The organism is Pseudomonas baltica, assembly GCF_014235765.1.
Lineage (GTDB): Bacteria > Pseudomonadota > Gammaproteobacteria > Pseudomonadales > Pseudomonadaceae > Aquipseudomonas > Aquipseudomonas baltica.
In genome coordinates this window covers 1,510,914-1,535,968 of record NZ_JACMYH010000001.1, presented here as the reverse complement: position 1 = coordinate 1,535,968, position 25,055 = coordinate 1,510,914, and the positions used below count along the sequence as shown (strand labels likewise).

The window sequence follows — 25,055 nt, the reverse complement described above, 5'->3', positions numbered from 1 at the left end:
TCAGTCTTTGTCCTTGTTCAAGCGATTGGCACCCCAGGTGAGCAGCAACACGAAAAGAAAATAGGAGATCACCAGCGCACTGTTGAAGTGGCCGCTGCTGTTGCGCATGTTGTTCAGGTAGACCTGCAGGGTTTCGTAGCGGGTGCCCACCAGCAGGTTGGCGAACACGAACTCGCCGAACAGGAACGAGAACGAGAGCAGCAGGGCGATCATCAGGCCCTTGCGCAGGTTGGGCAGCACCACCAGAACAGCCGCCTGGAACGTGCTGGCGCCCAACAGCTGCGCTGCGTCCATCAGGTCGCGCAGGTTGATCGCCTGCAGGTTGTTGGTGATGGCGCGGTACATGAACGGCAGGGCCACGGTGAAATAGCAGCCGATCAGGATCCAGGGTGTGCCGACCATGGCCAGCGGTCCCGAGCCGTACAGGTTCAACAGGCCTACCGAAGACACCACCGGGGGCACGGCAAAGGGCAGCAGGATGAGAATGTTCATCAGCGCATCCAGCCGCGGAAAGTGGTAGTGCACCACGAACAGCAGCGGCAGGATCACCAGCACCGACAGCACCAGCGCACCGACGCAGACCACCAGCGACTGGCCAAAGGCCTGGAGGAATCGCGGGTCGCCCCACAGCTGCAGGTACCACTTGAAGGTCAGCCCGCTGGGCAGGATCGATGCCGACCAGCTGGTGGCGACCGAGTACAGCAGGGTACCGGCCAACGGCAGCAGCAGAATCAGGAACAGCAGCCAGACCACGGCCCGGTGGTAGAGGCCGGGTGCGTCGAGTTCAGCGCGCGACATGGTAGCTCCTGCGCAACAGCCATTGATGGACAAGGGTGACCAGGGTCATCAGCCCCACCAGAATCATGGCCAGGGCGCTGGCCAGGTTGGGGTCCAGACTGATGTCGCCGGCCACCATGGCGGCGATGCGGATCGGCAGCACGTTGAAATTGCCGGTGGTCAGCGCGTACACCGTGGCGTAGGCACCCAGGGCATTGGCCAGCAGGATGACGAAGGTGCCCAGCAGCGCAGGGGTCAGCACCGGCAGGCCGATGTGGCGCCAGTAGGCCCAGCCGTTGGCCCCGAGCAGGGCGGCGGACTCGCGCCAGTCTTCGCGCAACGCGTCGAAAGCGGGGTAGAGCAGCAGTACGCCCAGCGGGATCTGGAAATAGGTGTAGGTGATGATCAGGCCGGTCTTGGAGTACAGGTTGAAATCGTCGATCAGGCCGCTTTGCTTGAGCATCATGGTTATCGCGCCATTGAAACCCAGCAGGATGATGAAGGCGAACGCCAGCGGTACGCCGGAAAAGTTGCTGGTCATGTTGGCGAAGGCGCTGACGAAATCCCGTAGCCGCGAGTCGACCCGGCGCAGTGAGCTGGCGCCGATGACGGCGATGACGATGCCGAACAGGCTCGACCAGAAACTGATTTCCAGGCTGAACTGGATGGCCTGGCGATAGAACCGCGAGCCGAAGGCCTTGCTGAAGTTGTCCAGGCTCCAACCGGCGTCGGTTTGCACGCTGTGGATGGCCACCCACGCCAGTGGAGCGATCTGGAAGACGAAGAAGAACAGGGCGAAGGGCACTAGGAGGAGCAGGGCCAGGGTTCTGCCGCGGGTGGGGGTGGTCACTATTGCATGGCTCCGGGGTTGCGGGGTGTCAGCGTGTCAGGGTGTCAGGAGGATCGGAGGAGGCCTCTTCGCGGGCAGAGACCCGCTCCCACAGGGATTGACGCTCTTGCCCCTGTGGGAGCGGGTCTCTGCCCGCGAAGAGGCCCTACCTGATGCACTTCAGGCGATCACTGCATTTCGAAGATCACCTGTTCCTGCCACTGCTGGGGCAGGGCCTTGGAGCTTGCTTCCCAGACGTCCGGATTCTTGATCGGTGTGACATGGCGATACTGCTCGGCCGGCAGCAGCTTGGCCGCGACATCATCCGGCAGCTTGATGTGGTCGGCACGGATCGGCCGGGCGTAGCCGCGCGCCAGATTGATCTGCCCGGCATCGCTGAGGATGTACTCGCGGGCCAGCTTCGCGGCATTCGGGTGCTTGGCGTACTTGTTGATGATGGTGGTGTAGCCGGAAATCACCGACCCATCCGAAGGGATCAGCACATCGAAGCGTTTCGGATCGATCTGGTCGCGATAGCTCAGGCCATTGAAGTCCCAGACCACACCCACTTCGATCTCGCCTTTTTCCAGGGTCTGGATGGTCGGGTTGGCCAGGGACAAGCGTTTCTGCTTGGCCAGTTCGGTGAACAGTTGCAGGCCCGGCGCCAGGTTGCTTTCATCGCCCTTGAAGGCGATTGCCGCCGCCAGCACGCCATTGGCTGCCTGGGCCGCGGTGCTTACATCACCGATGGCCACCTTGTACTTGCCGTTCTTCAGGTCTGCCCAGCTTTTCGGGGCATCTTCGGGTTTGACCAGTTGCTTGTTGACGATGAACGCGATGGTGCCGGTGTACGCCAGCATCCAGTGGCCATCGGCATCCTTGGCCCAATCGGGGATCTGCGCCCAGGTGGAAGGCTTGTAGGCCTGGGTCACGCCCTGTTTCGTGGCGATGGGGCCAAATGCTGCACCGACATCGCCGATATCGGCACTGGCGTTGTCTTTCTCGGCAGCGAACTTAGCCACCTCTTGCGCCGAGCTCATGTCGGTGTCCATGTGCTTGAGGCCGTACTTGCTGGCCAGGTCGTCCCAGGTGCCCTTCCAGTTGGCCCAGGCGTCGGGCATGCCGACGCTGTTGACCATGCCTTCGGTCTTGGCCGCGGCTTCAAGGGTTTGCAGATCGGTATCTGCGGCTGAAGCCAGGTTGCACAACGCGATGCTCGAACCTAACAGTGTGGCCAGGAAAAGCTTTTTCATCCGGTGCTCCTATGGGCGCCTATCGAAACGAGGGGACTGTCGACGACTGGATTGATCTGGATTCAGCAATACCCGAGCCAACGTAGGTGACGCTCATGACATTTTGACGTCGAGCACGTCGGCCACAGGCATGCCGAGGGCAGTCGTGCCCTTGGAGGCTAAGCGTAGACGAGATTTGCCGCTTCGATCGGTGCTAAGGAAAGGCAGTTGCAAGCGGACATGTACACAAGCGTATGCACGGACAGGCGGCCGCAGGAAAGCAGGAGAGCAGGGTAGCAGGACCGCGAGCCGGGCCCTGCAACCAAACGGATGCATCAGTGCATCAGTGGTTCACGGTAAAGGCGAGCATCGCCGAGAGTTGGCACATCGGTCGACCGCTTTCGGCATGCCACTGATTGAAGGCCGCCTGGACCGCCGCCTGATCGCGTTTGGAACTGGGCACCTTGTCGACGATCTCCTGGGCGCTCAGTGCCGCTACCACGTCCCAACTGGGAATGAAGGTGTCCTTGCCCACCATGCGCAGGAAGCGTGGCGCCGACAACCCGCCCATCTGGTTGCCATGCTTGGCGATGTACTGCCATAGCCCGGTGATGTCCTCTACCGGCCAATCGGCGATGAAGTCACCGAAACTGCCGTGTTCCATGGCCACGTCGAGAATCATCTGGGCGTTGCGCGGCACGCTCTTGAGCTTGCCGAAATGGCGGATGATGCGCGTGTCCTGCATCAGCCGTTCCAGGCGCTCGGCGCCCATCAGCACGATTTTCTCCGGATCGAAGCCGAAGAACACCTCTTCGAAGGCAGGCCATTTCGAGTCGACCAGGCTGTGCTTCAAGCCTGCGCGGAAGACCCTCAGGGCCATGGTGGACAGGTAGCGGTCGGCGCTGATCTTGCGCAGCTGCGCCGCAGACTTGGCCGTCGGCAAACGCGCTTCCAGCGCTTTCTGCGAGCCGAAGCGATTCAGGCAGTACTCGTTCAGCCACTTGTAGTCATGCATGGAACCGGTGTCCTCAACTGCTGGATGAATGCACGGGCAGGTCGCCTTCGCTCAGCCAGACCTCGTCGATGCGGTGGTCCGGTGCCTTGTGCAGAATCATCTGCGCCCGATCGCGGGTCACCAGGATGTTTTCCGTGAGGTTCTTCAGGTTGACCTCTTCCCACAAATAGTCGGCGCGCGCCTGTGCAGCGTCGCCCGATAGAGTGGTCAGGCTCATGAAGCGTTCCATGTACCAGTGACGAATGTCCGCAGTAGGCGCATCCAGGTAGATGGAAAAGTCGTGGGCGTGGTCCAGCTGCAGGATGTTCAGGCCTTCCAGAATGAGAATGTCGGGCTGGTCGATCAGGTGGAAGTGCGTATCGATGTCCTTGAGCACCTGGGAATAGACCGGCACCTGCAAACCGCGCGCACCTTGCCTGAGGTCATGCAGAAACGCCTTCAAGTCGTCGGTGCGATAGCTTTCCGGGAAGCCCTTGCGTGGCATCAACTGGCGCTGTTCCAGAATCCGGTTGGGATACAGAAAACCATCGGTGCTGACCACCTCGACCCGCGGTGCTTGCGGCCAGCGCTCGAACCGCTCCTTGAGCAGCGTGGACAGGGTGCTCTTGCCCACGGCGACGCTGCCGGCGATGGCCACCACGAAGGTGTGCCGATGGCCCAGATAGTGCTGGTGGATGTGTTCACTGATCCAGGCCAGCGGCGACTCGTCGCCGAGGGCCGTGGCGGGGTACTTGGTGTAGGTGTGGATACTCAAGCGTGACCCGCCATCGTGCGATTCAACCTGCGATTCAACCCGAGATTCAACTTAGCCACGCGGTGTGCTCAACAGTTGTGCGGTCTGGCCCAGACGCTTGCCCAGCGCCCGGCAAAGGGTCTTTTCGTGCTCGTCGAGCAGGCGCTTGCCGTCGGCACCGGCGTGGTGGCTGGCGCCATACGGGGTGCCGCCGCCCTGGGTTTCCACCAGTGCCGACTCGCTATAGGGCAGCCCGGTGACGAGCATGCCGTGGTGCAGCAAGGGCAGCAGCATGGACAGCAGGGTGGTTTCCTGGCCGCCGTGCAGGCTCGCGGTGGAAGTGAATACCCCGGCCGGCTTGCCGACCAGATCGCCACTGAGCCACAGGCTGCTGGTACCGTCGAGGAAGTACTTGAGCGGCGCGGCCATGTTGCCGAAGCGCGTCGGGCTGCCCAAGGCCAGGCCGGCGCAGTTCTTCAGGTCGTCGAGGCTGGCGTATACCGCGCCTTGCTCGGGAATTGACGGTGCGACGGCCTCGCACTCGGTGGAGATCGCCGGCACGCAGCGCAGACGTGCCTCAAGACCGCTGGCCTCGACGCCGCGGGCGATCTGTCGGGCCATCTCGGCGGTCGCGCCGTGGCGGCTGTAATAGAGCACCAGGATGTAAGGTGTGTTCACGACAGAATCTCCAGTACGTTTTCCGGTGGCCGGCCGATCACCGCGCGCTCACCGTTGACCAGAATCGGACGCTCGATGAGTTTCGGGTGGCTGGCCATGGCTTGCACCAGTTGTTCTTCGCCCAGCGTCGCGTCGGCCAGGTCCAGGGTCTTGTATTCCTCTTCGCCGGTGCGCAGCAAGGCCCGGGCGCTGACGCCCAGCTTGCCCAGCAGGGCGTGCAAGGTGGCCGCATCGGGAGGCGTTTCCAGATAGAGCACCACGACGGGCGCAAGCCCGCGGGCGTGCAGCAGCTCCAGCGCCGCGCGTGATTTGGAGCAGCGCGGATTGTGGTAAAGGGTCAGTTGGGTCATGGGAAAAGTCGCCTCCGGCATCCAGTGGCGGGTATTCTAACCACGTGGCGGTATTCGGTCGCCTTTTTCGCATGGCCTCAGGAATAAGGAAGGATAGACCCATGAACTGGCGTATCAAGACCCACATCGCGCCGCTGGCTGGCCTGTTGCTGGGCGCCCTGCTGCTGGGCGGTTGCGGCGGCGACTACGGGCCCGATCAGCATGGCACGCAGGTCGGCGCCAAGACGCTGGACAAACAATGGCTGGTGATCAACTACTGGGCCGTATGGTGCGGGCCGTGCCGCCGCGAGATCCCCGAACTCAATGCACTGTCGCAGAGCCTGGAAGGGCAGGGCGTGCGCGTGATCGGGGTGAACTTCGACAACCTGCAGGGCGACGAATTAAGCGCCGCTGCCAAGACCCTGGGAATCGACTTCACGGTGCTGGCTCAGGATCCGGCACCGCGCTTCGAGCTGCCCCGCAGCCAGGCCTTGCCCGTAACCTATATCATCGACGCCCAAGGCAAGGTGCGCGACCAGTTGCTCGGTGAGCAGACCGCCGCCGGCATCAAGGCGCGCCTGATAGCCCTGCAGCGCGGCGAAGGCTGACACGCCGATCGCCCACCGCTGGTGCGACGCGCTCGGTAAAAGTGCATTTTGCGGTTTCCTCTATGGTCCGTTGCACAGGGCAATCTCCTGAATCTCAGCCCTGAAGCGCGCCATTGATTGTGGCGCATGGATTGCAAGCACCCTCGCACACAATGCAATCGATGCCGATTGCCCCCACACGACAACGGTGCCGTGCTGCCCGCTCTGATGAGCGAAGGCAGCCGGCGCCGTTTTTGTTTTGTAGCCAGCAGCGAGGAACGCCGATGACCCGCACTTCTGTCCGTAGCGTGTGCCCGTACTGCGGGGTGGGCTGCGGTATCGTCATGACCGTCGAGAACGATCGGGTGGTCAAGGTCAGCGGTGACAAGCAGCACCCGGCCAACGCCGGGCGTCTGTGCACCAAGGGCAGCAGCTGTGCCCAGCCGCTGACTGACCCGGGCCGGATGCAGCATGCCTACGTGCGCCACGGGCGCGACCACGAGCCGGTGCAATCGAGCATGGACGCGGCCATTGCGGACGCCGGTGGCCGTTTGCGGCAGATCCTCGATGAGCATGGCCCGGATGCAGTGGCTTTCTATGTTTCCGGGCAGATGTCGCTGGAAGCCCAGTACCTGGTCAACAAGCTTGCCAAGGGCTACGTTCGCACTCGGCACATCGAGTCCAACTCGCGGCTGTGCATGGCCAGTGCGGGGAGCGGCTACAAGCTGTCGTTGGGTGCCGATGGCCCGCCCGGCTCCTATGATGATTTCGACCACGCCGACGTGTTCCTGGTGATCGGCGCGAACATGGCCGACTGTCATCCAATTCTGTTCCTGCGCCTGCTGGACCGTCTCAAGGCAGGGGCCAGGCTGATCGTGGTCGACCCGCGACGTACTGCCACTGCCGACAAAGCCGACCTCTTTCTGCAGATCGAGCCGGGCACCGATCTGGCCTTGCTCAACGGCTTGCTGCACCTGTTGCATGCCGATGGCGCTACCGACCCTGCGTTCATCGCGGCACACACCGAAGGCTGGGAGGAATTGCCAGCGTTTCTGGCCGACTACACGCCGGCGCGGGTCGCCGAGATCACCGGCCTCGATGAAGGGGCGATCCGTCAGGCCGCGCAGTGGATCGGTGGCGCGGCGAACTGGATGAGTTGCTGGACCATGGGGCTGAACCAGAGTATCCAGGGCACCTGGAACACCAATGCGCTGTGCAACCTGCACTTGGCCACGGGCGCCATCTGCCGTCCGGGCAGTGGGCCGTTTTCCCTGACCGGCCAGCCCAATGCCATGGGCGGACGCGAAATGGGCTACATGGGGCCTGGTCTGCCCGGCCAGCGCTCATTGCTGGTGGACGCGGACCGGGCCCATGTCGAGCGGCTCTGGAACATCCCTTCCGGCAGCCTGCGCAAGGAAGGCAACGCCGGTACCATCGACCTGTTCCGGCAAATGGGCGAGGGCGCGATCAAGGCCTGCTGGATCATCTGCACCAACCCGGTGGCCAGTGTCGCCAACCGCCGGCAAGTGATCGAGGGCTTGCAGGCCGCCGAACTGGTGATCACCCAGGATGCGTTTCTCGATACCGAAACCAACCGCTACGCCGACGTCCTGCTGCCGGCTGCGCTGTGGGCCGAAGCGCAAGGGGTGATGATCAACTCCGAGCGCAACATGACCTTGATGCCCAAGGCCGTGAACGCACCGGGACAGGCCTTGGCCGACTGGCAGATCATCGCCCGGGTGGCCTGCGCCATGGGCTTCGCCGAAGGCTTCGACTACGCTAGCGCCGAGCAGGTCTATGAAGAGCTGCAACGGTTCGACAATCCGCAGAGCGGCTATGACATCCGCGGCGCAAGCTATGCGCAACTGCGCAAGCAGCCAAGGCAATGGCCCTCTGCGCCTGGCCAGGACGCTCCGCGCAGCCCGATTCGCTACCTGACCGATGCCGGGCCGCGCTTTCCCACCGCCAGCGGGCGCGGACGCTTCTTCGCCCGTCCGCATCTGCCGCCCGCCGACCTGCCCGACGGCCAGTTCGCGATGGTGCTCAATACCGGCCGTCTGCAGCACCAGTGGCATACCCTGACCAAGACCGGCAAGGTCGCTACGCTGAACAAGCTCGACCCTGGCCCGTTCATCGAAATCCACCCCGACGATGCCGAGCGCCTGAGCATCGGCGAGGCTGATCAAGTGCAGGTCCGCTCGCGGCGCGGCCAGGCGGTATTGCCGGCACGCATCAGCGACCGAGTGCGGCCAGGCAATTGCTTCGCGCCGTTTCACTGGAGCGATGTCTACGGCAGCGACCTGGCCATCAATGCCTTGACCAGCGACGCCAGCGATCCGCTGTCGCAACAGCCCGCGTTCAAATTCGCGGCCGTGGCCCTGCAACGGGTCGGCTCGCCGAAGATCACCCTGCACGACCTCGACCCAGCGCTGGCCGAGGCGGTTGCGCCGCTTGCCGGGCAAGCGGGGACCCTGGTGCTCTGGGCCTCGCAGACCGGCAACGCGCAAGCCATCGCCGAGCGCTGCGTGCAGACCCTGCGCGAGCGCGGCGCGCCGGTGCTGCTGCGCGGCATGGACGAGATCACCACCGCCGACCTGCTGGCGGCGCGCGACGTCTTGCTGGTGACCAGCACCTTCGGCGACGGCGACGCACCCGACAACGCGGTGCGCCTGTGGGCGCAGCTGCAGGCCGAGGGCATCGAGCCCTGCTCGGACCTGCGCTACGCGGTACTGGCGCTGGGCGATTCGAGTTACGGACAGTTCTGTGGCTTCGCCCGCAAGCTGGACGCACGCCTGCAGCAGTTGGGTGGGCAGCGCCTGCTGGCCCGCGTCGAGTGCGAACCTGACGATCAGGAGCTTGCCGAGCAGTGGACCCAGGCCGTTGGCCTGCTGCTGGCGGGCGCCCCGCTTGGCGAAACGACCCCATTGGCGACTCAGGTCCCGCCGCTGTACACCCGCAAGCGGCCATGGCTGGCGCGGGTCCTGCACAATCAGGTGCTCAATGCGCCGGGCACCGAGAAGGAAGTTCGCCATGTGGTGTTCGACCTCAAGGACAGCGGGCTGGTGTACGAGGCGGGCGATGCGCTTGGGGTGTGGCCGAGCAACTGCATGAGCCTGGTCGAGGAACTGCTGGCGTGCCTGGGCCTGGACAGCAGCGAGCGGGTGATGCTCAAGGGGCAGGGCGAACAGCCGCTGGCGGTGGCGTTGCACAAGCATCTGGACATTACCCGCATCACCCCGCAGTGGTTGGCGTTCATTGGCCAGCGCTGCGCCGACCCGCTGCTGGCCACGCTGCTCACGCCCGACCGCGCCGGTGAGCTCCAGCAATGGCTGTGGGGTCGGCAACTGATCGACCTGCTCGACGCCTTTCCCGTCACACTCACCACGCAGGAACTGCTTGGCCTGCTCAAGCCGCTGCAGCCGCGGCTGTATTCCATCAGCTCGAGTGCCCGCACCGACCCGCAGCAGGTGCACATCACCCTGTCGACGGTGCGCTATCACTGCAACGAGCGCGTGCGCAGCGGGGTGTGTTCGGGTTTTCTGGCAGATCGCTCGGCGGCCGCGCTGGTACCGATCTTCGTGCACAAGGCCAGCGGGTTTCGCGTACCCAGCCAAGCCGACACGCCGATGATCATGGTCGGGCCGGGGACGGGCATAGCGCCGTTTCGCGCCTTCCTCCACGAGCGGCAGGCGCTCGGCCACAGCGGACGCAATTGGCTGCTGTTCGGCGAGCAGCGCGAGCTCAGCGACTTCTACTACCGCGACGAGCTGCACGCCTGGCTGCGCAGCGGCCATCTGCATCGGCTCGATACAGCGTTCTCCAGGGATCAGGCGGAAAAGATCTACGTCCAGGACCGCCTGCGCCAGCAGGGTGCCCAGGTCTGGCAATGGTTGCAGCAAGGTGGCCATTTCTATGTCTGCGGGGATGCCAGCCGGATGGCCAAGGATGTCGATTCGGTGCTGCGGCAGGTAGTGGCCGAGCACGGCGGCATGAGCGAGGTACAGACCGAGGCTTATATGGCGCAGCTCAGTCGCGACAAGCGCTACGTGCGGGATGTGTACTGAAACGGTGCGTGGTGCACTGGGATGGGTCTTGTTGTCAGTGAGGGCTTCTTCGCGGCGAGCCTTCTGCCCGCGGAAAGGCCCTACCTGACACACACCAAACCACCCTGGCACGCAATCTGCTTTCACCTTGGCCAAGTCCCGGTGATCAACGACGATCACCCTACCGGACAACCTCAATTCGACCATCAGGCAAAGGCGCCTGGAGCATTCGCTCCAGGCGTTTTTTTTTGCCCGAGGGTCAGGACACCGTGACCCGCTTGGAGATACCTATGAATGCGCTCGTGAACCTCAGGCCCCGGCAGAAGCTCATCGTTATCGGCAACGGCATGGTCGGTCATCATTGTGTCGAGCAGCTGATCGAGCGCAGCGCGGTCGATCGCTACGAGATCCATGTCTTCGGCGAAGAACGCCAGCGCGCCTACGATCGAGTGCACTTGTCCGAATACTTCGGCGGCTCGTGTGCCGAAACCCTGGCCTTGGGCGATGCTCAGCTGTATGGCCTGCACGGCGTCACCCTGCACCTGAGCCAGCCGGTGCTCGAGATCGACCGCCAGGCGCGCGAAGTGGTCACCGCCACTGGGCGGCACGGCTACGATGTGCTGGTACTGGCCACCGGCTCGTTCCCCTTCGTGCCACCGATTCCAGGTTGCGAAGGCAACGCACGGCTGGTCTATCGCACCCTGGACGATCTGGACGCCATTCGTGCAGCCGCGTGCGGTGCGCGCCGTGGTGTGGTGGTCGGCGGCGGTCTGCTTGGCCTCGAAGCGGCGAATGCCTTGAAGTCGCTCGGGCTGGAAGCTCACGTGGTCGAATTCGCCTCGCGTCTGATGCCCGTGCAATTGGACGTCGACGGCGGCGCTGCCTTGCGTGCGCGCATCGAAGCACTGGGTGTGGGCGTGCACACCTCCCGTGCCACGCAGAACGTCGAGGCTGGCGAGACCCATCGCTACCGGATGAACTTCGACGGCGGCGAGTTTCTGGAAACCGACCTGATCGTGTTCTCCGCCGGCATTCGTCCCCAGGATACGCTGGGCCGCGCCTGCGGGCTGGAGATCGCCGCCCGCGGCGGCATCGTCATCGACCCGCACTGCCGCAGCAGCGACCCGGCGGTGTATGCGATCGGCGAATGCGCTTCGTGGAACGGCAGCGTCTTCGGCCTGGTGGCGCCAGGCTACAGCATGGCCCGCAACGTCGCCTGTGAGCTGGCCGGGGAGGCACCGGTGGCGTTCAGCGGCGCCGACATGTCGACCAAACTCAAGCTGTTGGGCGTCGACGTCGGCTCCATTGGTGATGCCCATGCCATTACGCCGGGCGCCAAGAGCTACCGTTTCATCGACGAAGCCAACGCCAGCTACCGTCGTCTGGTGGTGGACGCCAGCGGCAAGCAGGTGCTGGGCGCTGTGCTGGTCGGTGACAACAGTTACTACGACACCTTGCTGCAATATGCCCAGAACGGCATCGCCTTGCCGGCCGACCCTTCGACGCTGATCCTGCCCTTGTCCGACGGTGCGCCCGTGCTGGGCGCCGATGCGTTGCCGGACACCGCCATGATCTGCTCCTGCCAAAACGTCAGCAAAGGGGCGATCTGTTCTGCCATCGATGGAGGCTGTGGCGACCTGTCGGCGCTCAAGTCCCAGACCAAGGCCTGCACCGGTTGCGGCGGCTGCGCCGCGCTGCTCAAGCAGGTGTTCGAACATGAGCTGATTGCCCGCGGCGTCAGCGTCGACAAGAGCCTGTGCGAGCATTTCGCCTACACCCGCGCCGAGCTTTATGCCCTGGCCCGTGTCGAGGGCATCGCCAGCTTCGAAGACATGCTCGCCCGCCATGGTCGCGGCGCAGTAGGTTGCGACGTGTGCAAGCCCACTGTCGGCAACATCCTCGCCTCCTGCTGGAACCAGCCAATCATGGACCCCTCGCTGGTGCCGCTGCAGGACACCAACGACACGTTCATGGCCAACATGCAGAAGAACGGTACCTACTCGGTGGTGCCACGCATTCCGGGTGGTGAGATAACCCCGGACAAGCTGATCGCCATCGGTGTGGTGGCGAAGAAATACGACCTCTACACCAAGATCACCGGCGGCCAGCGCATCGACCTGTTCGGTGCACAGTTGCACGAGTTGCCGGAGATCTGGAGCGAGCTGATCGAAGCCGGCTTCGAGACCGGTCATGCCTACGGCAAGTCGACCCGTACCGTGAAATCCTGTGTGGGCAGCACGTGGTGCCGCTACGGCGTGCAGGACAGCGTGGCCATGGCCTTGCGCATCGAGGATCGCTACAAGGGCCTGCGCTCGCCGCACAAGCTCAAGTTCGCCGTCTCCGGCTGCACCCGCGAATGTGCCGAGGCGCAGAGCAAGGATATCGGCGTGATTGCCACCGAGAAGGGCTGGAACCTCTACGTGTGCGGCAACGGCGGCATGCGTCCGCGGCACGCCGAACTGTTCGCCACCGATCTTGACGATGAACAGCTGATTCGCTACATCGACCGCGTCCTCATGTTCTACATCCGTACCGCCGACAAGCTGCAGCGCACCTCGGTGTGGCGCGAAAGCCTGGAGGGCGGGCTGGAGTTCCTCAAGCAGGTCGTGCTGGAGGACAGCCTGGCCCTGGGCGCCGAACTCGAAGCGCAGATGCAGCGGGTGGTCGATCACTATGAATGTGAATGGGCCAATGCCCTGAAGGATCCGGAAAAGCTCAAGCGCTTCCGCACCTTCGTCAACGACAAGCGCGCGGACCCGGGTGTGCAGTTCGTCAAGGAACGTGGCCAGCGTCGCCCAGCGCAGGCGGGCGATGTGGTCACTTTGATCCCGGTGATGGAGGAGGTGTTGTGATGCAGGCGGCCAAGGCGGTGCAAGCGATGGACTGGCAAGCAGTGTGCGATCGAGCGGACTTGATCGCCAATTCCGGTGTAGTGGTATGGCTGGACGGCGACCAGGTGGCAGTCTTCTACCTTCCCGACGCGGGCGAGGGCAGGGTGCTGCACGCCATCGACAACCATGACCCGCGCTCGGGCGCCAATGTGCTGGGGCGTGGCATCGTCGGGTATCTGCAGGGCGAGCTGGTGGTGGCTGCGCCGCTGTACAAGCAGCATTACTGTTTCAGCGACGGGCGCTGCCTGGAGGCGCCGGAGCAGGGCATCAGGGTGTGGCCGGTGCGCTTCAATGGTGATCGGGTGGAGATTGGCAGGGTCTAGGGTGGTCTTGCGGGCCTCTGCCTGCGAATGGGCCCTCACTGCCAAAGCAAACCCCATGGCCCAATGCTACGATTGGCGCCATGAACCTCGACAGCCGCATCAAATTCCGCCACCTGCTGTGCTTTCTCGAAATTGCCCGCCAGGGCAGCTTCGCCAAGGCTGCCGATGGCCTGTCCATCAGCCAGCCGGCGATTTCGAAGACGCTCAAGGAACTCGAAGACCTGCTGCAGACCCGCCTGTTCGACCGCGACAAGAGCGGCGTCGAACTGACCGCCGCTGGCGTGCGCTTCATGCGTTATGCCGGGCCCTGCGTGCAGGCCTTGCGCGACGGCGTCAGCAGCCTGCGCGGCGAGCCCCAAGAAGCCCCCCAGGTGCGCATCGGCGTGCTGTCGACCGTGGAAAGCCAGCTGTTGCCCGAAGTACTCTGCCGCCTGCACGAACGCCACGCCGCCTTGGTGGTCAGCGTGGCGACCGGGCCGGGTGCCTATCTGCTGGCGCAACTGCACGTCGGCGAACTGGACCTGGTGATCGGCCGCATGACCGACAGCCCGCAGATCCAGGGTCTGTCGTTCGAACACCTGTACAGCGAATCCATGACGCTGGTCGTGCGTCCGGCGCATCCGCTGCTGCAGATGCGCCCGCTGAGCGCCGAACAGGTCGGCAGCTACCCCTGGGTGCTGCCGCTGGCCGGTACGACTATTCGCAAGCATGCCGACAGTTTGTTCGTGCAATGCGCCATCACGCCCTCGGCGCAACGTCTAGAAACGCTTTCACCGACCCTCAGTCGACGCTACGTTGCAAGCAGTGACGCCATCTGGGTGGCCCCGCGCGATGCGGTGCAGCGCGATATCGCCACCGGCCAACTGTGCGAACTGGATCTGGGCGTGCACGAGCCGGGTGGTTCGGTGGGTATCTGCCGCAACGCCGCGCTGCCGCTGGCCTTGCCGGCGCAGTGGCTGTGCGAGGTGGTGCGTGAAGTGGCTGCGCACTACGGCCAGGCACCCAGCCCTGCGTGACACATGTTTCATCCAGCCGCTGCCGCACCACTTTCCTTTTGCTGGCCTGAACTTATCGTCTTTTTGCCTCTCTCATGCCGGTAGCCATTGGTCGTGGCCGCCTGATAAGCTCGCGGCCTCATTCGATTGCCCTTATGGCGCATGAACAAGGAAATAGCATGAAACAGCATCGGTTGGCGGCGGCAGTTGCCTTGGTCACCCTGGTCCTCGCAGGTTGCGATTCCCAGACCAGCGTCGAGCTCAAAACCCCGGCGCAGAAAGCTTCCTACGGTATCGGCCTGAACATGGGCAAGAGCCTGGCTCAGGAAGGCATGGACGATCTCGACTCCAAGGCCGTTGCCCTGGGTATCGAAGACGCCGTCGGCAAGAAAGAGCAGAAGATCAAGGACGACGACCTGGTCGCAGCCTTTGCCGATCTGCAGAAACGCGCCGAAGAACGCATGACCAAGATGAACGCCGAGGCGCAGACCGCCGGCAAGAAGTTCCTCGAGGACAATGCCAAGAAAGACGGCGTGGTCACTACCGCCTCCGGCCTGCAGTACCAGGTCATCAAGAAGGCCGAAGGCGCCCAGCCCAAGCCGACCGATGTGGTTACCGTTCATTACGAAGGCAAGCTGATCGACGGCAAGGTCTTCGACAGCTCCATCGAGCGCGGCGCGCCGATCGATCTGCCGGTCAGCGGCGTGATCCCGGGCTGGGTCGAAGGCCTGCAACTGATGCACGTGGGCGAGAAGGTCAAGTTGTTCATTCCGGCTGATCTGGCCTACGGCGCGCAGAGCCCGAGCCCGACCATTCCAGCCAACTCGGTGCTGGTGTTCGACCTCGAGCTGATCGCCATCAAGGACGCAGCCAAGGCTGCCGCTGACGCTGAAGCTGCAACCGACGACGCCGAAGTCGAAGAAGCAGCACCCGCCAAGTAAGCTGTTTCGTTTCCCGGAACGCCCCGTCTCGACGGGGCGTTTTCGTTTGAACCGGGTCTGTGCCAATGGGTCTTAAAGGAAGCGGCAGTAGCTGTTTTCAGAACGCTGCGTCAAGGATTTTCGTGGGTTTTTTGTGTGAGTAAAAAACGCCCGATTTGACCTCAGCCCTTGAAAACCGGGCAGGTCAGGCGCGAAAAGCGGCTCTGTTCACAAGGTTATCCACAAATACTGTGGATAACCTCAAACCATCATTCGGCACCGGAGGGCTCATGAAAGCACCTTGGAATTTCACTCGTTTCCTGCCCATCGCCGAACGTGTCCTGAGTCGAGGCCGTCTGCCGGCCCTGATCTTCGCCGTGGCACGCAAGGGCAAGGGCTACCGGTTGGGCGCTTTGAAAGAGGACGTGCAACTGCTGCAGGCCCTGTGCCTTGCGTACTGGCGCGGCGAGTACCGCAGCATCAGCCCCAAGGCACTGGTGTCCATCGTTGCCGGACTGGTCTATTTCGTCAGCCCCATCGATGCGATCCCCGACTTTTTGATCGGTGTCGGCATGCTCGACGACATTGCCGTATTGGCCTGGGTAATGAAGACCCTGTCCGGGGAACTCGATGCGTTCCGTGCCTGGCGTCAGCGTCAGTCGCCGGAGAAACTGCGCGTGCTCGAATGCCTGCCAGCCTCGGAGAAGGATCTGGAACTGGAAAAGTCCCACCGCTGAATCCGCCCCGCTGGCTTTGGCGCGCAGTTAACGCCCCGGAGTCGGCAATCCCCTGTTAACATTCCGCCATTACGCTCGCATCGTCCGATGTGCGCGCTCATCGGGCGGGAGGATGCAATGGGGGTTCAAGTGATCAGCCGCGACGGCCAGCCGGAGTATGCGGTCGTGCCATGGGACGAGTATCAGCGGTTGATTGCTGCAGCTGCGGTCAACCCGGTCGGCGCCTCTGCCGACGTCGCAGCCTCGCAGCCTGCTGCCGACCCTGTCGGCGCTGCGCCGCTCGCGCCCCCGCCTGGCTTCGAGCGTCTGCGCGAACTGCGCGAGGCGCAGGGCCTGCCGCTTGAAAGCCTGGCGCGCGCCGTGGGCATCAGTCCCTCCTACCTGTCGATGATCGAAACCGGCGAGCGGGAGCCGGATGCCGCCATTCGCCGCAGCCTCGCCTGGGAGTTGGGGGTGCCGGGCTGGAGCACCCGCTCGTGAGCGTGCGCATCAGTCGGCAGCAATGGGACGGCCTGCTCGGCGAGCTGGACCACGCTCGCCGCCAGCGTCACCTGCTCACCTACCGCGCGCTGCTCGAACGCCTGGAATTGCCCACGCCCGCTATGCAGACACTGACGGCGGCACTCGAATACCTGGCCATGATCGACGCCCGCGCCGATCAGCCACTGCGCAGCTCGCTGGTGATCAGCCAGGGCGCCAGCCGCCTGCCGCGTACCGGGTTTTTCGAGTGTGCGGAAAAACTCGGACGTTTCTGTGGACCGTCGGATGGCGTTGCCGCCGCCTCGTGGCACGCTTCGGAAGTGGCGCGGGTGTTCGAATACATCTACCCGCCCACTACGACGACCTGAGTCGTCAGGCCGACTCGGCGAGCTGCGTGTCGATCACGTGCACACTGGACCCCAGGACCTCTTTGGCCAGGTGCTTGGCCTGCGAAGCCATTTCCGCCAGTTGACTGCCATCCATGAGGCTACAGGCCTCGGCCCGCAAATGAACCACGCCGATAGACAGCGACAGCAGGGCAAATCGTTGCTGCTCGCCGCGACGATCCGTGGCCAGAAAACAGCCTGCTTGCAGATGCTCGGGGCGATAGAAGCGCCGGCACTGGTGCTGGAAGTCTTCCTGTAACTGACTCAGGCGCCGGCACCAGTCGGCCGGACTGATGACCAGGATGAAATCGTCGCCACCGATGTGGCCGACGAAGTCCCGGCTCGGATCCACGCGCTCGCTCAGGCACTGGGCCAGGCACAGCAGCACCTCATCGCCACGTGCGTAGCCATAGGTGTCGTTGAAGGGCTTGAAGTTGTCGATGTCCACATAGCAGATGATCGCCTCGCGGCCCTGTTCCAGCACACGGGTCAGGCACTGCTGGATCGGCACGTTGCCAGGCAACAGGGTCAAGGGGTTGGCATGCCGGGCTTGCTGGATTTTCAGCTCGGTGATCAGCTTGAGCACGTCGATGACCCGGCCCAGCCCCAGGTAGCACCCACCCTGGATGACGATGAAGTCTTCCTCGATGCGCTGCCGCGCACGCCCGGTGAGCAAACGGCTGACCTGTTGCAGCGATTGCTTGCAGTCCACTGCCAGAAAATCATTGCTCATCAATCGACTGATCGGCTTGCGCGCGAACAGCTCGGTGGCGAATGGCTTGAGCAATGCATCGGACAGCGAGTGCCGATGAACGATGCCGCACGGGCGCCGCTCGCCGTCGACGACGGCGAGGGTGTTCAGGTTGGCCTGCAGCCGGAAGGCTTCCAGGACCTGCTGAGTCGGCGTATCGCGATGCACCGCAGCCTGCTCGATGATCAACGGTGCGAGGTCGCTGCCGTTGTCGCCAAGCGGCGGATTGCCGTCCTCGAGCCGCGGGACCAGCCCACGTGCGTCCCGTGGCGGCTGTTCCTGAGGGCGGCAGAGCAGATAACCCTGGACCAGGTCGACACCCATTTCGATCAATACCAGCAACTCCTCGACCAGCTCGATGCCTTCGGCGATCACCTGGGCCCGGGAAGCCTTGGCGATCTGCAGAATGGAACCGACGAATTCGCGCTTGAGCGCATCCTGGTGAATACCGTCGATGAAGTGTCGGTCGATCTTTACGTAGTCCGGACGCAGCTCGGACCACAGGCGCAGGCTTGAATAGCCTGCACCCAGATCGTCCAGGGCAATCGAAAAGCCCATGGCGCGGTAGTGATGCAGGGCGTTGAACAGCAGTTGGAAATCGTCGGTAGGAGTCTGCTCGGTGAGTTCGATGACCACCTGGCTCGGGCTGATGCCGTAGCGCTGCAACAGCTGCAACGTGCGGCCGTCCTCGTGCAGCGGTTCGAGCAGCGACTCGGGCGAGACGTTGAGAAACAGCTTGCCGTCCAGGCGCTGTTCGCTGAAACGGCGGCAGGCGGTTTCCCGACACATCACTTCCAGCTCGTTGAGCCGACCGGCCTGGCGTGCCACCGCGAACAGATTGATGGGCGAATGCAACGGGCTGTTCGAAGGCCCCCGGCTCAATGCCTCGAAGCCCAGTATCTGCCGTTGCGACAGTGACACGATCGGCTGGAACAAGCAGTGCACACCGCTTTGGGCAAGAATGGTGTCCAGGGCGCTGAGCTGTTCTATGACGGTCATCGGTTCCTACCTTGCTGAATGTCGTGCTGGCCGGTCGCGCGAACGGGTCGAAAGCCGCGGGCCAGACGCAAAAAAAGACCCGCTGCAGGCGCAGCGGGTCCCTATTTCACGACAGCTTCATGTCGGTTTGATGACCGTCCTGTCACCTATCCGTCAATGCAGGGCCATGCTCCGGTCAATGCTTGGCCACCGACGTGTTGAGCTTTAGGTAGTCGAGCAGAATGCGCCCGGTTTCCGCGAGGTAGGCGTCATCTTCCGACTTGGTCTTGTCCGGATCGGCACCCAAGGCATCCTCGTCTTCCTTCTTCAGCTCTTTCAGCGGTTCTTCGCCTTTGGCCTTGCGTCGGGTGTTCTCCAAAGCCAGTTGCTTGGCTTCGATATCGCTGTGCTGCGCGCGACGATCGGCTTCGTTCAGGCTGACGGTCTTCTCTTTCATCAACTGCTCGGCCAGGGCCAGGCGATCGCGAATGTAGATGAATTCCGGGTCCTTGACGGTGCGGGCGTCGTGGTCGGCGGTCAGCTTGGCCAGGTAGGGCTTGAACGGATCGCTGGCCGGCTTGATGGCCGGGCGGATGGTGTCCCAGGGCATGGCTTCGGGCAGGGCACTTTCACCGATTTCCTTGGTGTCGATGATCGACGGGTAAGCGATGTCCGGCAGTACACCCTGGTGCTGGGTACTCTGCCCGGAGACGCGGTAGAACTTGGCCAGGGTCAGCTTGAGCTCGCCATGGTTGAGCGGCTGGATGGTCTGCACTGTGCCCTTGCCGAAGGTCTGGCCGCCGACGATCAACGCGCGGTGGTAGTCCTGCATGGCGCCGGCGAAAATCTCCGAGGCCGAAGCCGACAGGCGATTCACCAGCAACGCCAGCGGGCCCTTGTAGAACGCACCGGGGTTTTCATCTTCAAGTACATCGACGCGGCCATCGGCGTTGCGCACCAGCACGGTCGGACCTTTCTCGATGAACAGGCTGGTCAGCTCGGTAGCTTCCTGCAGGGAGCCGCCGCCGTTGTTGCGCAGGTCGATGACCACGCCGTCGACTTTCTCTTTCTGCAATTCGGTAAGCAGCTTGCGCACATCGCGGGTGGTCGACTTGTAGTCCGGGTCACCGGCGCGGAATGCTTTGAAGTCCAGGTAGAACGCAGGGATCTCGATCACGCCCAGCTTGTAGTCGCGGCCGTTTTCCTTGAGGTTGAGGATCGACTTTTTCGCCGCCTGCTCTTCGAGCTTGACCGCTTCGCGGGTGATCGAGACGATCTTGCTGGTCTGGTCGTTGGGCGCATTGGTGTGCGGAATGACTTCCAGGCGCACGGTGGAGCCTTTCGGGCCGCGAATCAGCTTGACCACCTCATCCAGGCGCCAGCCGACCACGTCCACCATTTCCTTGTCGCCCTGGGCGACACCGATGATCTTGTCGGCAGGGGCGACCTGCTTGGTCTTGTCGGCCGGGCCCGCGGGTACCAGGCGGACGATCTTGACCTGGTCGTTGTCGCTTTGCAGGACCGCACCGATACCTTCGAGCGACAGACTCATGTTGATGTCGAAGTTTTCCGCGTTGTCCGGGGACAGGTAGTTGGTGTGCGGATCGTAGGACTGGGCGAAGGTATTGATGTAGGCCTGGAAGATGTCCTCGGCGCGGGTCTGGTCCAGGCGCGCGAGTTGATTCTTGTAGCGCTTGGACAAGGTGTCCTGGATCTGCGCTGCGTCCTTCCCGGCGATCTTCTGGCGCAGCACTTCATCTTTCACGCGCTTGCGCCACAAGTCGTCGAGTTCGGCCTCGTTTTTCAACCAAGGGGCATCCTTGCGGTCTACCAGCAGGGTTTCCTTGGTGGTGAAGTCGAACTTGTCGACGCCCTTGTTCAGTTCGGCCAGGGCGAAGTCCAGGCGTGCCTTGACCCGGTCCAGATAGCGCTTGTAGATGACGAAACCGGGATCCAGGTTGCCGTTCTTCAGGAAGTCGTCGAACTGGGTCTTCCACTTGTCGAATTCGGCGATGTCGGCCGCAGTGAAATAACTGTGCGAGGGATCGAGCAGCTTGATGTAGCTGTCGTAGATGATGACCGAGCGCGCATCGTTGAGCGGCGGCTTGCTGTAATGATGACGCTTGAGCAGCTCGACGACATTGAGGCTGGCCACCACTTCGTCGCGATCCGGCTGAAGTTTGTCCCAGCTGTTGGCAGCGAAGGTATTGGCGGACATCGACAGGGTGCCGAGGCCGATACACAGCGCCAGGGCACTGCCGGGAATGAAATGCTTCATGCTGATTCGACGTGGGGGCAATTGATCACGCATATTAGGCCGTCTTTGAATTCGCCGGTTCCGTTGAAGCCGGACGCATAATGCGAAAAGCCCGACGCCAAGGCGTCGGGCTCAGTCATGACTCAACTATGGAGGCACCGTGAAGGCATTGCAAGGCGTGGAAGGACATGTGGAGTGGCTCGAACAACCGAGCCCGACGTGTGACGTGGGTCAAGTGAAGATTCGGGTAGCCGCGGCCGGCCTCAATCGGGCCGACCTGATGCAGCGCGCAGGCTTGTACCCGCCGCCGCCGGGTGCCAGCGATATCCTCGGCCTGGAATGTGCGGGCGTCATCAGCGAAGTCGGCGTGGGATCGTCCTGGCAGGTCGGCGACCGTGTCTGCACCTTGCTGGCTGGTGGCGGCATGGCTGAAGAAGTGGTGGTCGATGGCCGCCATGTGCTGCCTGTGCCCGAGGGGCTGAGCCTGCACGAAGCCGCGGGCATCGTCGAGGTCTACGCGACGGTGTGGCTGAACCTGTTCCAGCTGGCCGACCTGCAGCCGGGCGAGAAGGTCCTGCTGCATGCCGGTGCCAGTGGCATTGGCTCGGCGGCGATCCAGCTGTGCAAGGCGTTCGGCAACCCGACCTGGGTCAGCGTCGGTTCCGCCGAGCGCCTGGCCTATTGCGAAGCGCTGGGCGCCCAGGGCGGTGTGGTACGCGGCGACGGGCTTGAAGCGCTGAAGGACCTGGGGCCCTTCAATGTGATCCTCGACCCGGTCGGCGCCAACTACAGCGAGCTGAATCTGGACGTGGTGGCACTGGACGGGCGCTGGGTGATGATCGGCCTGATGGGCGGTCGCGAGGCGCAGTTCGACCTGGCCAAGGTGCTGACCAAACGGGTGCGCCTGCAGGGTTCCACCTTGCGCAGCCGTGACGATCAGTTCAAGGCCGACCTGCTCAGTGACCTGGGCCAGCATGTATGGCCATTGTTCACCGAAGGGCGTTTGAAGTCGCAGTTGGCCAAGACGTTTCCGATCGCCGACGCCGAAGCGGCGTTCGAAGCGCTGGCGAGCAATCAGATTTCCGGGAAGGTGGTACTGGTGATCGACGAAACCCTGAGCTGAGCCCAGGGCTTTCGTCATGCGAACCCCGTGACCGGCTGCGAACGAGCGGGCACGGGGTTCGGCGGAGCGGCAATCAGCGCATGTCTGGCAGGCGCGCTTCGCTCTTCACTTCGCTCAGGGCAACGGCTTCGGCTGGCAGCACGACGCGGGTCTTGGCCAGCAGCTCACCCATGCTCGAGAGCACGCGGTACATCGAGTATTCCTCGGTGTAGCGCACTTCGGCGTAGCGGGTGTTGGCGGTGTACAGCTCGTTCTCGCTGTCGAGTACGTCGAGCAGGGTACGCTGGCCCAGGCCGAACTGGTCCTGGTAGGCCGCTCGCACGCGGGTGGTGGTCTCGGCGTATTCACGGGCGTACGGAATCTGCGTGCTGGCGTTTTTCATCGCGTTCCACGACAGCGCCATGTTCTCGTTCAACTGACGCAGGGCATTGTTGCGGATGTCCATGGCCTGGTTGATGCGATGTGCATCGCCCTGCAGACGAGCCTTGTCGCTGCCGCCACGGTACAGGTTGTAGCTCATGCTCACGCCGGCACGCCAGTCGGTGTTGTTGTGACCGCGCTCGCCCGACAGGTTGTTGTTGGCACCGGTGGCCAGTTCAGCGTCGATCCGTGGGTAGAACGCCGACTTGGCGCCTGCGTACTGGCTTTCGGCAGCCTGTACGTCGGCCTGGGCCGATTTGAGGTACGGATTGTTTTCCATCATCGACTGGCGGGCGGCGTTCAGGTCGGCCGGCAGTTCGCCACGCATCGAAGGCAGGGGTTCCAGTTCGTCGGGCATGCGGCCCACGGCGCTGAAGAAGGCAGCTTCGGCATCGGCCAGGTTGACCTGAGCGGTGTTGTAGTTGTTCTCGGCCAGGGCGCGACGAGCACGCGACTGGTCGACGTCGGCGGTGCTGCCCACGCCGCGCTCGCTGCGCAGGCCGATCTGGTCGTTGACGCGCAGGTGCGCCTGCAGGTTGTTCTTGGCCAGAGTGACCAGTTCACGGTTGCGCAGTACGTCGAGGTAGACCTGCACGGCGCGCAGGGCCAGGTCCTGGGCGGTGGCCTGGACATAGTAGGCACGCGACGTGGCGGTGGAGCGGGTCCGGCTGACTTCACTGGAGGCGCTGGAACCGTCGAACAGCATCTGGCGCAGGCGCAACTCGGACTGGGTGTAGTTCAGCGTCTCCTTGTTGTGATTGCCGCGCGCGCGGGTGTTCAGGTTGTCCGAACGCTCGCGACCGTAGCCTGCAACGAAATCGACGCTGGGGCGGTAGGCACCCTGGGCGATCTTCACGTCCTCATCCGCGGCGAGGCGACTGTTGATGTTGGATGCCAACTCAGGGTGGTTATCCACGGTGCTCTGGATCGCCTCGGTGAGCGACATGGCTTGCGCGTGCGAGCACGCCATGGCCAACAAAATCGCGCTGCAGATGGGGGTGAAAACGCGCATTCGGGTGCTTCTCCGTGATGTGTGAAGTCGTGCAGACGCCAGAATGTTGGCGAATAACTCGTTTAAAAGTCCGTTTCGGGTTTGTAACAAGCGCAACCGAGGCGCCGAAAGCAGCGCGTTCAACGGAATTTTCACATGATATAGAGCAAAAAACACTTATGCCATCATTCGTTTCGATGATGGCAAATAGATTTCACTGCTCCTGAGGCGCGCGGTGTGAGCGGGGTTCGGCGATAAAGAAGGCGCAACGCCAGCGTTTTCGGGGGTCGCGGGGCATAGGCGAGAGAAGACGGAAAATTGCAGTCGGTTAGTGACGGAAAATTGTCACAGTGAATACGGGGTGTATCACCGTTGATCCATTCCGGGAGATGAGATTAGTCATTTGATTTCATTCAGGTTTTGTCGAGTGTCGACCGTTCGTCGACATCATTGCCCAACTGACGCTGACCCTTTACGGCACTTGTCTTCAGACGAGCAATATAGACAGTCACTGCCAGTGCGATGCCCACGAGCAGCACACGTAGCCACGGCCAAGGCACCAGCCAGCAGGACACTGCGATGCTGACCCACGTGGAACCAATGGCCAGCACCTTGGCTTTGCGCGGAATGCCTTCGCCGCCCAGGTAGGTCTTGAGCAAAGGGCCGAGTTGCGGATGGCCGAGCAGCCACGCATGGAAGCGCGGCGAGCTTCGCGCGAAGCACGCTGCGGCGAGGAGCAGAAAGGGGGTAGTGGGCATCACCGGCAGGAAGATGCCGATGACACCGAGTGCAACGCTGATGCAGCCGATGCCCAACAGCAGGTAACGCAGCCAGGCGGACCGAGCCGGCCGCATGGCGCAGGACTTAGTGATGACGGGGCTTGAGGATGGCCGGTTTCTCGTCCGGAGCGTTGCACAGCAGGTAGAGGGCGGTGAGCGCTTCGGGGATCTGCACGATCATGTCATCCATGAGATTGGCATCGGCGGCAATGTCGGAAAACTCCGGCTGCTCGTCGAACAGGCCGGAACCGACCATGATCGGCAGAAGCATCTCGCTGACTTCGTCTTCGGCGGTTTCGAACCAGGCGGCCTCGCGCAGGAATACCCCTTCCATGAAGCCGATGCACCAGCCGCGCAGGTCGGAGTCATCCGGCTCGTCGCCGAGGTCGAGGTCGCATGGCAGCTCGAATTCCTCGTCGCTGGCCAGTTGGCGCGCGATATGTGCCTTGAGCTGGATCAGCGTGCCTTCGATCTCTTCGCGCTGGGCATCGTCGCTGTAGTGCGGCGGCTCGGCGAACAAGGCGTCGATCCACTCGCGCTCGGGCACCTCTTCGGAACAGATGGAGAGGGCGGTCAGGTAGCCATGGGCGGCGACGTAGTCCAGCGCCTCGTCATGCAGCTCATCGGCGTCGAGGAAGGCTTGCAGGCGGGTCAGTTGCTCGGCGAAGGACATTAACAGGTTACCTTGGAAGACTATGCGGATACTGAATTCTAGGCCTTGTTAGGCCCTGTGCGCCACCCAAGGGGTGAAATGGCAGGATAGGCGGGTGCTGCGCCGCGGTGCTGGCACTGGGGTATACT

At 63.1% G+C, this 25,055-nt stretch carries 22 protein-coding genes; 10 read left to right on the top strand and 12 right to left on the bottom strand.

Annotation, left to right across the window (positions count from 1 at the left end):
* The 7 genes from H7993_RS06810 to arsC all read right to left on the bottom strand — a co-directional run bounded on the left by H7993_RS06810 (position 1) and on the right by arsC (position 5,614).
* Positions 1 to 798, bottom strand: coding sequence for an ABC transporter permease (locus H7993_RS06810; protein WP_122479202.1), 798 nt, complete (start codon positions 796 to 798; stop codon positions 1 to 3).
* Complete coding sequence (locus H7993_RS06805; RefSeq protein WP_122479201.1) at positions 785 to 1,627, bottom strand: ABC transporter permease subunit; 843 nt, start codon at positions 1,625 to 1,627, stop codon at positions 785 to 787. Before H7993_RS06805 ends, H7993_RS06810 begins: the two co-directional genes overlap by 14 nt.
* Positions 1,628 to 1,794: 167 nt before the next feature.
* Positions 1,795 to 2,859 carry an ABC transporter substrate-binding protein gene (locus H7993_RS06800; protein ID WP_122479200.1) on the bottom strand — a complete coding sequence of 355 codons (1,065 nt, stop codon included), beginning with the start codon at positions 2,857 to 2,859 and terminating at the stop codon, positions 1,795 to 1,797.
* A 322-nt stretch (positions 2,860 to 3,181) separates the two neighbouring features.
* Positions 3,182 to 3,853 (bottom strand): DNA-3-methyladenine glycosylase I, encoded by a 672-nt coding sequence (locus H7993_RS06795; protein WP_122479199.1) that lies wholly within the window; start codon positions 3,851 to 3,853, stop codon positions 3,182 to 3,184.
* Between the two features lie 13 nt (positions 3,854 to 3,866).
* Positions 3,867 to 4,607 (bottom strand): type I pantothenate kinase, encoded by a 741-nt coding sequence (locus H7993_RS06790; RefSeq protein WP_185793875.1) that lies wholly within the window; start codon positions 4,605 to 4,607, stop codon positions 3,867 to 3,869.
* A 51-nt stretch (positions 4,608 to 4,658) separates the two neighbouring features.
* On the bottom strand, positions 4,659 to 5,264 hold the full coding sequence (wrbA, locus tag H7993_RS06785) for an NAD(P)H:quinone oxidoreductase (RefSeq protein ID WP_185793874.1): 606 nt from the start codon (positions 5,262 to 5,264) through the stop codon (positions 4,659 to 4,661).
* Positions 5,261 to 5,614: an arsenate reductase (glutaredoxin) gene (gene arsC, locus H7993_RS06780; RefSeq protein WP_185793873.1), complete on the bottom strand. Its 354-nt coding sequence runs from the start codon at positions 5,612 to 5,614 to the stop codon at positions 5,261 to 5,263. The genes wrbA and arsC overlap by 4 nt, the downstream gene beginning before the upstream one ends.
* A gap of 101 nt (positions 5,615 to 5,715) precedes the next feature.
* Here arsC and H7993_RS06775 point away from each other — a divergent pair, with 101 nt between their 5' ends.
* From H7993_RS06775 to H7993_RS06735, 9 genes are all read left to right on the top strand, one after another.
* A complete protein-coding gene (locus H7993_RS06775) occupies positions 5,716 to 6,201 on the top strand; it encodes a TlpA disulfide reductase family protein (protein ID WP_185793872.1) in 486 nt (161 codons plus the stop codon).
* Between the two features lie 263 nt (positions 6,202 to 6,464).
* Positions 6,465 to 10,244, top strand: coding sequence for a bifunctional nitrate reductase/sulfite reductase flavoprotein subunit alpha (locus H7993_RS06770; protein WP_185793871.1), 3,780 nt, complete (start codon positions 6,465 to 6,467; stop codon positions 10,242 to 10,244).
* Between the two features lie 269 nt (positions 10,245 to 10,513).
* On the top strand, positions 10,514 to 13,075 hold the full coding sequence (nirB, locus tag H7993_RS06765) for a nitrite reductase large subunit NirB (RefSeq protein WP_185793870.1): 2,562 nt from the start codon (positions 10,514 to 10,516) through the stop codon (positions 13,073 to 13,075).
* Positions 13,075 to 13,437: a nitrite reductase small subunit NirD gene (gene nirD, locus H7993_RS06760; RefSeq protein ID WP_122713184.1), complete on the top strand. Its 363-nt coding sequence runs from the start codon at positions 13,075 to 13,077 to the stop codon at positions 13,435 to 13,437. The genes nirB and nirD overlap by 1 nt, the downstream gene beginning before the upstream one ends.
* Before the next feature lie 80 nt (positions 13,438 to 13,517).
* Complete coding sequence (gene pcaQ, locus H7993_RS06755) at positions 13,518 to 14,453, top strand: pca operon transcription factor PcaQ (RefSeq protein ID WP_185793869.1); 936 nt, start codon at positions 13,518 to 13,520, stop codon at positions 14,451 to 14,453.
* A 158-nt stretch (positions 14,454 to 14,611) separates the two neighbouring features.
* A complete protein-coding gene (bamJ, locus tag H7993_RS06750) occupies positions 14,612 to 15,373 on the top strand; it encodes a BamJ family beta-barrel-assembly machinery protein (protein ID WP_122479189.1) in 762 nt (253 codons plus the stop codon).
* Between the two features lie 269 nt (positions 15,374 to 15,642).
* Positions 15,643 to 16,089, top strand: a complete 447-nt coding sequence (locus H7993_RS06745; protein ID WP_185793868.1) for a YkvA family protein — start codon at positions 15,643 to 15,645, stop codon at positions 16,087 to 16,089.
* Between the two features lie 117 nt (positions 16,090 to 16,206).
* Positions 16,207 to 16,569, top strand: a complete 363-nt coding sequence (locus H7993_RS06740; RefSeq protein ID WP_185793867.1) for a helix-turn-helix domain-containing protein — start codon at positions 16,207 to 16,209, stop codon at positions 16,567 to 16,569.
* Positions 16,566 to 16,937, top strand: coding sequence for a hypothetical protein (locus H7993_RS06735; protein WP_122479186.1), 372 nt, complete (start codon positions 16,566 to 16,568; stop codon positions 16,935 to 16,937). Before H7993_RS06740 ends, H7993_RS06735 begins: the two co-directional genes overlap by 4 nt.
* A 4-nt stretch (positions 16,938 to 16,941) precedes the next feature.
* Here H7993_RS06735 and H7993_RS06730 read toward each other — a convergent pair whose 3' ends face one another.
* Both H7993_RS06730 and H7993_RS06725 read right to left on the bottom strand, forming a co-directional pair.
* Positions 16,942 to 18,705 (bottom strand): bifunctional diguanylate cyclase/phosphodiesterase, encoded by a 1,764-nt coding sequence (locus H7993_RS06730; RefSeq protein WP_185793866.1) that lies wholly within the window; start codon positions 18,703 to 18,705, stop codon positions 16,942 to 16,944.
* 175 nt (positions 18,706 to 18,880) lie between these two features.
* Positions 18,881 to 20,962, bottom strand: a complete 2,082-nt coding sequence (locus H7993_RS06725; RefSeq protein ID WP_185793865.1) for a carboxy terminal-processing peptidase — start codon at positions 20,960 to 20,962, stop codon at positions 18,881 to 18,883.
* Positions 20,963 to 21,101: 139 nt separating this feature from the next.
* Here H7993_RS06725 and H7993_RS06720 point away from each other — a divergent pair, with 139 nt between their 5' ends.
* A complete protein-coding gene (locus tag H7993_RS06720) occupies positions 21,102 to 22,064 on the top strand; it encodes a zinc-binding dehydrogenase (RefSeq protein WP_185793864.1) in 963 nt (320 codons plus the stop codon).
* Between the two features lie 73 nt (positions 22,065 to 22,137).
* Here the strand turns inward: H7993_RS06720 and H7993_RS06715 are convergent, their stop codons facing one another.
* From H7993_RS06715 to H7993_RS06705, 3 genes are all read right to left on the bottom strand, one after another.
* Positions 22,138 to 23,496, bottom strand: coding sequence for a TolC family outer membrane protein (locus H7993_RS06715; protein ID WP_185793863.1), 1,359 nt, complete (start codon positions 23,494 to 23,496; stop codon positions 22,138 to 22,140).
* Between the two features lie 392 nt (positions 23,497 to 23,888).
* Positions 23,889 to 24,329: a YbaN family protein gene (locus H7993_RS06710; protein WP_185793862.1), complete on the bottom strand. Its 441-nt coding sequence runs from the start codon at positions 24,327 to 24,329 to the stop codon at positions 23,889 to 23,891.
* A gap of 10 nt (positions 24,330 to 24,339) precedes the next feature.
* Complete coding sequence (locus H7993_RS06705) at positions 24,340 to 24,927, bottom strand: UPF0149 family protein (protein WP_090356978.1); 588 nt, start codon at positions 24,925 to 24,927, stop codon at positions 24,340 to 24,342.
* Between the last annotated feature and the right edge of the window lie 128 nt (positions 24,928 to 25,055).

Bases quoted from the DNA above. Each gene is read 5' to 3' on its own strand.
- H7993_RS06810 (WP_122479202.1), bottom strand. From the start codon at position 798: ATGTCGCGCGCTGAACTCGACGCACCCGGCCTCTACCACCGGGCCGTG.
- H7993_RS06800 (WP_122479200.1), bottom strand. From the start codon at position 2,859: ATGAAAAAGCTTTTCCTGGCCACACTGTTAGGTTCGAGCATCGCGTTG.
- H7993_RS06795 (WP_122479199.1), bottom strand. From the start codon at position 3,853: ATGCATGACTACAAGTGGCTGAACGAGTACTGCCTGAATCGCTTCGGC.
- arsC (WP_185793873.1), bottom strand. From the start codon at position 5,614: ATGACCCAACTGACCCTTTACCACAATCCGCGCTGCTCCAAATCACGC.
- H7993_RS06775 (WP_185793872.1), top strand. From the start codon at position 5,716: ATGAACTGGCGTATCAAGACCCACATCGCGCCGCTGGCTGGCCTGTTG.
- H7993_RS06770 (WP_185793871.1), top strand. From the start codon at position 6,465: ATGACCCGCACTTCTGTCCGTAGCGTGTGCCCGTACTGCGGGGTGGGC.
- nirB (WP_185793870.1), top strand. From the start codon at position 10,514: ATGAATGCGCTCGTGAACCTCAGGCCCCGGCAGAAGCTCATCGTTATC.
- nirD (WP_122713184.1), top strand. From the start codon at position 13,075: ATGCAGGCGGCCAAGGCGGTGCAAGCGATGGACTGGCAAGCAGTGTGC.
- pcaQ (WP_185793869.1), top strand. From the start codon at position 13,518: ATGAACCTCGACAGCCGCATCAAATTCCGCCACCTGCTGTGCTTTCTC.
- bamJ (WP_122479189.1), top strand. From the start codon at position 14,612: ATGAAACAGCATCGGTTGGCGGCGGCAGTTGCCTTGGTCACCCTGGTC.
- H7993_RS06745 (WP_185793868.1), top strand. From the start codon at position 15,643: ATGAAAGCACCTTGGAATTTCACTCGTTTCCTGCCCATCGCCGAACGT.
- H7993_RS06740 (WP_185793867.1), top strand. From the start codon at position 16,207: ATGGGGGTTCAAGTGATCAGCCGCGACGGCCAGCCGGAGTATGCGGTC.
- H7993_RS06730 (WP_185793866.1), bottom strand. From the start codon at position 18,705: ATGACCGTCATAGAACAGCTCAGCGCCCTGGACACCATTCTTGCCCAA.
- H7993_RS06725 (WP_185793865.1), bottom strand. From the start codon at position 20,962: ATGAAGCATTTCATTCCCGGCAGTGCCCTGGCGCTGTGTATCGGCCTC.
- H7993_RS06715 (WP_185793863.1), bottom strand. From the start codon at position 23,496: ATGCGCGTTTTCACCCCCATCTGCAGCGCGATTTTGTTGGCCATGGCG.
- H7993_RS06710 (WP_185793862.1), bottom strand. From the start codon at position 24,329: ATGCGGCCGGCTCGGTCCGCCTGGCTGCGTTACCTGCTGTTGGGCATC.
- H7993_RS06705 (WP_090356978.1), bottom strand. From the start codon at position 24,927: ATGTCCTTCGCCGAGCAACTGACCCGCCTGCAAGCCTTCCTCGACGCC.